This window comes from Rhodoglobus aureus, from assembly GCF_039527955.1.
In the GTDB taxonomy this organism is placed as follows: Bacteria; Actinomycetota; Actinomycetes; order Actinomycetales; family Microbacteriaceae; genus Rhodoglobus; species Rhodoglobus aureus.
Genome location: NZ_BAAAKW010000071.1, coordinates 67,540 through 73,722 on the forward strand (window position 1 = coordinate 67,540; position 6,183 = coordinate 73,722).

General features: G+C 61.0%; 6 protein-coding genes and 1 pseudogene. 2 read left to right on the forward strand and 5 right to left on the reverse strand.

Annotated elements, in window-relative coordinates; translation table 11 throughout:
- Positions 1-5: 5 nt before the first annotated feature.
- Positions 6-1,340 carry a glucosylglycerate hydrolase gene (ggh, locus tag ABD112_RS14510; protein ID WP_425563851.1) on the reverse strand — a complete coding sequence of 445 codons (1,335 nt, stop codon included), beginning with the start codon at positions 1,338-1,340 and terminating at the stop codon, positions 6-8.
- Between the two features lie 115 nt (positions 1,341-1,455).
- Positions 1,456-1,812: a DUF6788 family protein gene (locus ABD112_RS14515; protein ID WP_343926875.1), complete on the reverse strand. Its 357-nt coding sequence runs from the start codon at positions 1,810-1,812 to the stop codon at positions 1,456-1,458.
- A gap of 99 nt (positions 1,813-1,911) precedes the next feature.
- Here ABD112_RS14515 and ABD112_RS14520 point away from each other — a divergent pair, with 99 nt between their 5' ends.
- Positions 1,912-2,151, forward strand: a complete 240-nt coding sequence (locus ABD112_RS14520; protein ID WP_343926876.1) for a DUF4277 domain-containing protein — start codon at positions 1,912-1,914, stop codon at positions 2,149-2,151.
- A 330-nt stretch (positions 2,152-2,481) separates the two neighbouring features.
- Here ABD112_RS14520 and istB read toward each other — a convergent pair whose 3' ends face one another.
- Positions 2,482-3,213 carry an IS21-like element helper ATPase IstB gene (istB, locus tag ABD112_RS14525; RefSeq protein ID WP_343926877.1) on the reverse strand — a complete coding sequence of 244 codons (732 nt, stop codon included), beginning with the start codon at positions 3,211-3,213 and terminating at the stop codon, positions 2,482-2,484.
- On the reverse strand, positions 3,210-4,691 hold the full coding sequence (gene istA, locus ABD112_RS14530) for an IS21 family transposase (RefSeq protein WP_343926885.1): 1,482 nt from the start codon (positions 4,689-4,691) through the stop codon (positions 3,210-3,212). The genes istB and istA overlap by 4 nt, the downstream gene beginning before the upstream one ends.
- Positions 4,692-5,106: 415 nt before the next feature.
- On the opposite strand from istA, the gene ABD112_RS14535 reads away from it, so the two are divergent.
- Positions 5,107-5,349, forward strand: coding sequence for a hypothetical protein (locus tag ABD112_RS14535; protein ID WP_343926878.1), 243 nt, complete (start codon positions 5,107-5,109; stop codon positions 5,347-5,349).
- Positions 5,350-5,618: 269 nt separating this feature from the next.
- On the opposite strand, the pseudogene ABD112_RS14540 reads toward ABD112_RS14535, so the two are convergent.
- Positions 5,619-6,080, reverse strand: a pseudogene (locus ABD112_RS14540) (IS3 family transposase); the annotation flags it as partial.
- Positions 6,081-6,183 lie beyond the last annotated feature (103 nt).

Consider the following 6,183-nt stretch of genomic DNA (forward strand, 5'->3'; position numbering starts at 1 on the left):
AGCTATCAACTCGCATCTCGACCTCCCAGCCATTCGAGCGCTGCAGCCGCAGTCCAGGCCTGAGCGAAACTTCCTAGCGGTTCACCGGTGAAAGGTTCATAATATTCGGCGAACGTCAGATCGCCGAGTTGTTCCAACGAGAGCGTTCGGAGAATGCTGTAAAGCTCCTGTTGCCCGTCTCGAGCTGAGGCCCATCCGAACAGAAGGTTCAGAAAAGGCCAGATAGGGCCCCGCCAGTATGTTCTGGTACGAAACTCCGGGCTAAGTGGCGACGTGGATGGTGGGAGCGCGAATCTAAGGGCAGGGTGCCCCATCCATCGAGGCCCCTGGATGATCGCCCTTTGTCGGTTCAGTACCTCTACATCGCCTCCACTAATTAGTGGAGCGAAAGCTGCGATGGTTTCCGTAGCTATCCATTCCTCTGCTAGGACATCAAAATCTCGGGCGAGTCCGGTGACGGGATCGATAGTTGACAGCACGCCCGAGCGGAAGTGTGCGGCGATCTTACGCAATTCTTCGGCCGACTCGTCGCGCCCGATTTCCAAGCCAAGATCGGCGAGAACATCGCTCGCGGCGGCAAGGATTGCGGAGAAAAACACGTCCCGGACTCGGAAATCCACCGTTTGCATGACCTTCTTGTCGTCGTACCCGACGGAAGCCATCTGCTGAACTAGCCAGAGATACTTCCTGTATTCGCCGTCGTCAGGCCTTTCACTTGTATCACGGACGTGGGATGTATCGCGCCGAACAAATGCCGGGACCATTCCAGGCTTAACTCGGTTGTAAGGGGAATCCCAACGAGGAGAGTTATCACATCCCGATTCCCACCCGTGGTGTATTTCAATCAGCCCGGTTTCCTCCGGATCGCGAACAGTCGCCAGCCATCGGTGCCAGGCCAACCATGAGTCAAAGGTTTGCTCAATGAACATCTCGGCGGCGCGTAGATCGGCGCCGCCATTCTCGCGTCCGCGATCGAGTATGTGCCGCAGGGCGATTGCATGAACGGGTGGCTGGCAAATACCACTACTTCGCACTCTGTCTGGTTTGGCAGAGGCCCCGGAGGTGTTCCACCGGTCGTAGCCAGGAAAATAGCCCGTGTCGTTGTCGCTAAAGACAATGTGGGGGATCATGCCGGTTGTCCACTGAGCCTCGAGGAGCGTTTCAAGTTCCTGGATAGCCCGCGGCACGTTGACGCGCGCTAAGCCGATTGCTACGAAAGCAGCATCCCAACTCCACATATGTGGGTACAGATTAGGGGCGGCGCTCGTCATGGTCCCGAGATCGTTTGCGCGAAGAACCTCAACAGCTTCGTGGAAAAGCTGTTCGGAGTGGGCGTTCATGGGAAGTTTGACCTCCAGGGCTATAGTAGTCTGGCGATATTCGTACCATTCATTTCATTATACGGGCTTTCTATGTACTGGCGTTCCGCACTTCTGCTGAGGGATATCTCGGCAATTAGTCGGCCTCTGGTTTCGGCTGCCAGCCCTCGGTGTTTTCGATGGTGCGTAGGGATGTGGCTTCGAGTTGGGTGATGGCTTCTCGGAGCCGTCGGGCGTTGTCGAACCAGGCCTGGTAGCGTCCGGCTTGTTCCTCGGTGAGTGTCTTCGTGACGGTTTTGCCGGCCACGGTGCGAGTCCAATGGGAGTAAGGGCCGTGCAGTACCGGTGGGTTGGCTTTGCACCGGCACTTCGGTTTCCCGCAACGCATGTAACGGCGGGTCAGGGTCCCGGGCAGCGCGTAGTCGATGCCGGCGAGGTCCTCGCTGAGGCGGACCCCGGGCGGGACCTTGGCCGGGTTTTTGCGGCACGGCATCTTTACAACTCCCCTCCGGCGTGTCGAATCCTTCAACACACAACCGAAGGATAGCGTGTGTCTGGGTGAATGCCAAGCTCCACCTCGGGAGGTGTCGCAATGAACGAACAGTTCGGGTTGGTCTCGAGGAGGCTGGACGGGTTACCGGTGATCAACCACTTCCTGGACCGGCTGAAACTTCCCGCCACGCTGGAACGGTTCCTGCCGAACGGGGATCCGCGGACCAAGCTGCCACCGGCGACCGCGGTGCGGCTGGTGGTCACCAACCTGGTGCTGGGCCGTGAACCGCTCTACGGACTTGGCGAGTTGCGTTTTGTCAACTTTAAACCGGCCATTTGAGCGATAAAAAACCTGCCAGTCTGGCGCGGTTTCCGGCCACTTGAGCAGCGTGGTCAGAACGGTCGGTTTTTGGGGTCGTTTTCGTCTCCACTGACGTCGGGACCGCGGGTGTTTTCGTTGTCCCATCCAGCTGCGGGATCGGCGAAGTCGTCAGGCCAGGGGGCTGGTCGTCCGTTGTCGTCCCACCAGCCTGTCTCGTGGTTGGCTGGTGCGCGAGGCGCTCTGGACGGGTGTGATCGTTCATGGCGGAGTCCTGACTGCTGAGGGTCGTGAGGTGGTTGGCGCGGCCGGCGTGGGCCGCTTTCCGGGGTGGGCAGCCTGGTGGCGGGGCTATTTCATGAGGGCGTGTTTGACTCGGTAAGACTCGCCACGGAATTGTAGGAGCCGGCCGTGGTGGACGATGCGGTCGATAACGGCGGCGGCCATGTTGTCGTCGCCGAACACGGTTCCCCATCGGGAAAATTCGTGGTTTGTGGTGATGATGAGGCTTCTTTTTTCATATCCGTCTGCGATGACTTGGAACAGGAGCCGGGCGCCCTCAGTATCGATCGGGAGATACCCAAATTCGTCGATCGCGAGGAGCTGGTTTTTCGCTATGGATGCCAGCTCCCGATCGAGGCGGCCTTCATCTTTGGCGCGGCGCAGCTGCATGACCAGCGAGGACGCGGTGAAGAACCGGGCCGGAATTCCTTGGCGGCAGGCGGCGGCGACCAGCGCGGACGCGAGGTGTGTTTTGCCGGTTCCGACGTCGCCATAGAGAACAAGGTCCTCGGCCTGGTTGATGAACTCCAGCGACGTCAGCGCGTCACGTCCGTAGTCCTGGGGGAACTTGACGTTGGAGTAGTCAAACCCGCTCAGTGACTTCAGCGCCGGTAGTCGGGCGGCGCTTAGCAGCCGTTGGCGGCGTGATTGCTGCCTGGATTTGTGTTCAGCAGTGAGCATTCCGTGGAGGTATTCGCGTTGTTTCGGAGTGCCTTTCTCGGCCCATTCGGCGAGCACCGTGCCGGTCAGTGAGGACTGCCGGCCGGTCTCGATGATGTCTTGAACGGTGACAAGGGTCACGCGATTTCTCCCGTCACAGTGTTAACAGAGGTGAATACGTCGGTGGTGAAGATGTCATAGACGCTCAAGTCCACGTTCTCGACCGCCGGTGTGGTGCCGTCGGCGAGCCTTCGGGCGAGCATGCCCAACGCGGCGATGTCGGGGGTGTCTCCGCGCTGAATGAGCGCGTCGGCGGCGCGGATCGCGGCATCGAAACCGGCCGATCCTGACGCAGCGTCAACAGCGTTCAGGAGGCGGCGCCGGTTGGTCGCGGTGGCAGTGTCGAGCCAGTCCCGCACCGGCTCGGGGACCAGGGCTCGCAGCTGGGAATGGCCCCAGGCGCCGGGCTTGGTCACCAGCAACGGCAACAGAGCCGCGGGTTCGAAGATCGTCTCGGCTTGCGCTCCGAAGGCCCGAGAAAATGAACGCACGGGCGTCGCATGCTCGTCGAGGATCTCGACGACATCGTGGCGCAATCCGACGGTGAGAGTGCGACTGTGGAAGGAAGACCCGGCCGCGTAGGTGTTCCCGCCAATGAGCAGGTTTCCTTTCTTGTCGGCCGTGCGGTTCTCATACCGGACCGGGTCGAACCCGACTCCGGGCAACGCCAGAGACGCCGCGACGTCTTGGGCGAACAGCTCGCCCACGGGCAGTCCCTTGCGGTAGTGCACGGTCGCAGCCAACGCCAGGCACCTGGCCAAGAGAACGTCGTTGAGCCCTTGCAGGGTGGCCGCTTCCGGCTCGGGGACCATCAGGTTTCGGCGGAGGAACCCGACCGCGTTTTCCACGTTGCCTTTCTCATGGCCGGAGTACGGATTGCAGTACCGGGATTCGGATCGGTAGTGGAGCTTGAACGCGCCGAACAGCTTGGTCTCAACGACGTGGGTGCCGACTCGTCGCCCGATGCCGGTGGCGTTGTCAAAGACCAGGTGCCGGGGCGTGGCGCCGATGTGGTCGAAGACGGTGCGCAGCCCGTGGCAGACGCACTCAGCGGTCTCGCCGCGGTAGGCCTGCACGAAGCGCATGTTCGAGAACGGGAACGTGACGACGAAGATGTGCAGGACCTGCCGAACCCCGGCGATGATGGCTTCGGCCTGACCGAAATCGACCTGCGCGGTGCCGGCCGGCCAGACCAGTTCCGTGAAGCCCTCCCCGGCCTGGCGGTGGCGAGCGTTCCACTTCCTCACGAAGCGTTGCACCGGGGAGTAACTGCCGGTGTAATTCTTCTCGGCGACGAGACGATCAAAGACCCGTTTCGCCGTGTGGCGTTGCTTGCGCGGGCGCCGCTGGTCTTCGCCGAGCCACAACTCAATAGTGTCTTCGAACCCAGTCAACACCGAACCTGCCGGCCTAGCCACGGGCGAAGGCGGCTTCGGCGAGTAGTCGTGCTGCCCGGTGTATTTCACCACTGCGTCGCGGCTGACTCCCAGTCGGCGGGCGATTTCACGGCCCGCGATTCCGTGGGAGTCGAGTGTTCTGATATTTTCTTGCACGGACATGGGTACCGTCATCTGCTTCCTGGTTCCTTCCGGCGCGACCGCTTGGCAGTTGCTGCGCCTTTAGGAACCCATCTGGGGGTGGCGGGCCCATGTCTCCAGCGCACTGAAGCGGGCCCCGGCCACCGGTGATCTCAAACTCTGCGCCTTCCCCGAATTCAACGTCTTTCCCTCTTCGCCAGACTGGTTGTGAGTCAGTTCATGGCCAGCGAGAGGTGAGGCGACGATGTCGATCAGTGTGGGGTTCACGGCGGAGGAGATCCGCGAGTTTGTGCATGAGTATCAGGTTCAACCGCATGGACAGAAGGCTGCCTGGCGGGTAGGGCGGGGTATCTCCGACGACCGGTTGCGGAGGTGGCAGCAGGCAGTGTTTCAGGGCGATCTAGACCGGGGGCTGATCCCACGAGAGGGTAGTGCTATGACGATGCCCCCAGGTAAGCGGACTGCGTTGGAGAGGCAGCGTGCCAGAGAGCGTGCAGCACGCGATGCTGAAGTTACGAGACTGCACGTGCGGGTGCGTGAACTTGAGCACACCAACGAGGCTTTGGGAAAAGCTATCGGGCTCTTGCACTTGATGAGCGAGCAAGAGCCCGACGCCATCCCGACGAGGACCGATCCATCCGATTCCTCGACGCCGATAACACGCTCGTCATCGAGCTGACGGCGGCGACCGGATCTCAGCGGGGGGCATTGACGATGACGGGTGTGTCGCGATCAACCTGGCATTACCGTCGCAGCCCTCGCCTGCGGGTCGCGGACCCTATCCCGCAGAAAGACCGCACGTATCCGTCGCGGATCAGCGATGTCGAACGTGCGCGGGTCGCGGATCGGATCACCGCCGGCTGGAGCGAGGGGGTGTCGGTCGATCACTCGTTCGCGTCCGCGTGGGATGACGGGGGGGACTGCTGAAGGTTTGGTTGACTCGGTTCCTTAGGCCGCCAGTGTGACGGTCTTTTTCATTATGGTCTCGTATTCGATCGGTGTCAGCTTCCCCAGTCGGCGTTGTCTCCTTCGCCGGTGGTAGGTGCCTTCGATCCAGTTGATGATCTCAAGTCGGAGCTCGTCGCGGGTGTCCCACGAGCGTTGGTTCAGGACGTTTTTTTGCAGCAATGCGAAGAAGGATTCCATGGCTGCATTGTCGCCGCATGCCGCCACTTTCCCCATCGAGCCCAGCAGCCCGTTCTGGGCGAGTGCGCGCACGAATTTTCGTGACCGAAACTGGGATCCTCGGTCGGAGTGAACAATCACTGCCGTGGGGTGCTCCCGGTGGGTGACGGCCATGGTGAGCGCGTCAACGGCAAGCCGAGCCTTCATCCTCGTATCGATGGAGTAGCCAACAATGCGATTCGAGAACACATCTTTGATTGCGCAAAGATAAAGCTTTCCCTGACTCGCTTGGATTCCAGCCATCGTTGCAACACCGGCTTCTTAGCTGGCTTTCAGTAAAGCATCTAGGCGCTCGGCTGGGGTGTCCCAGTCGAGCGTTTTGCGTGGG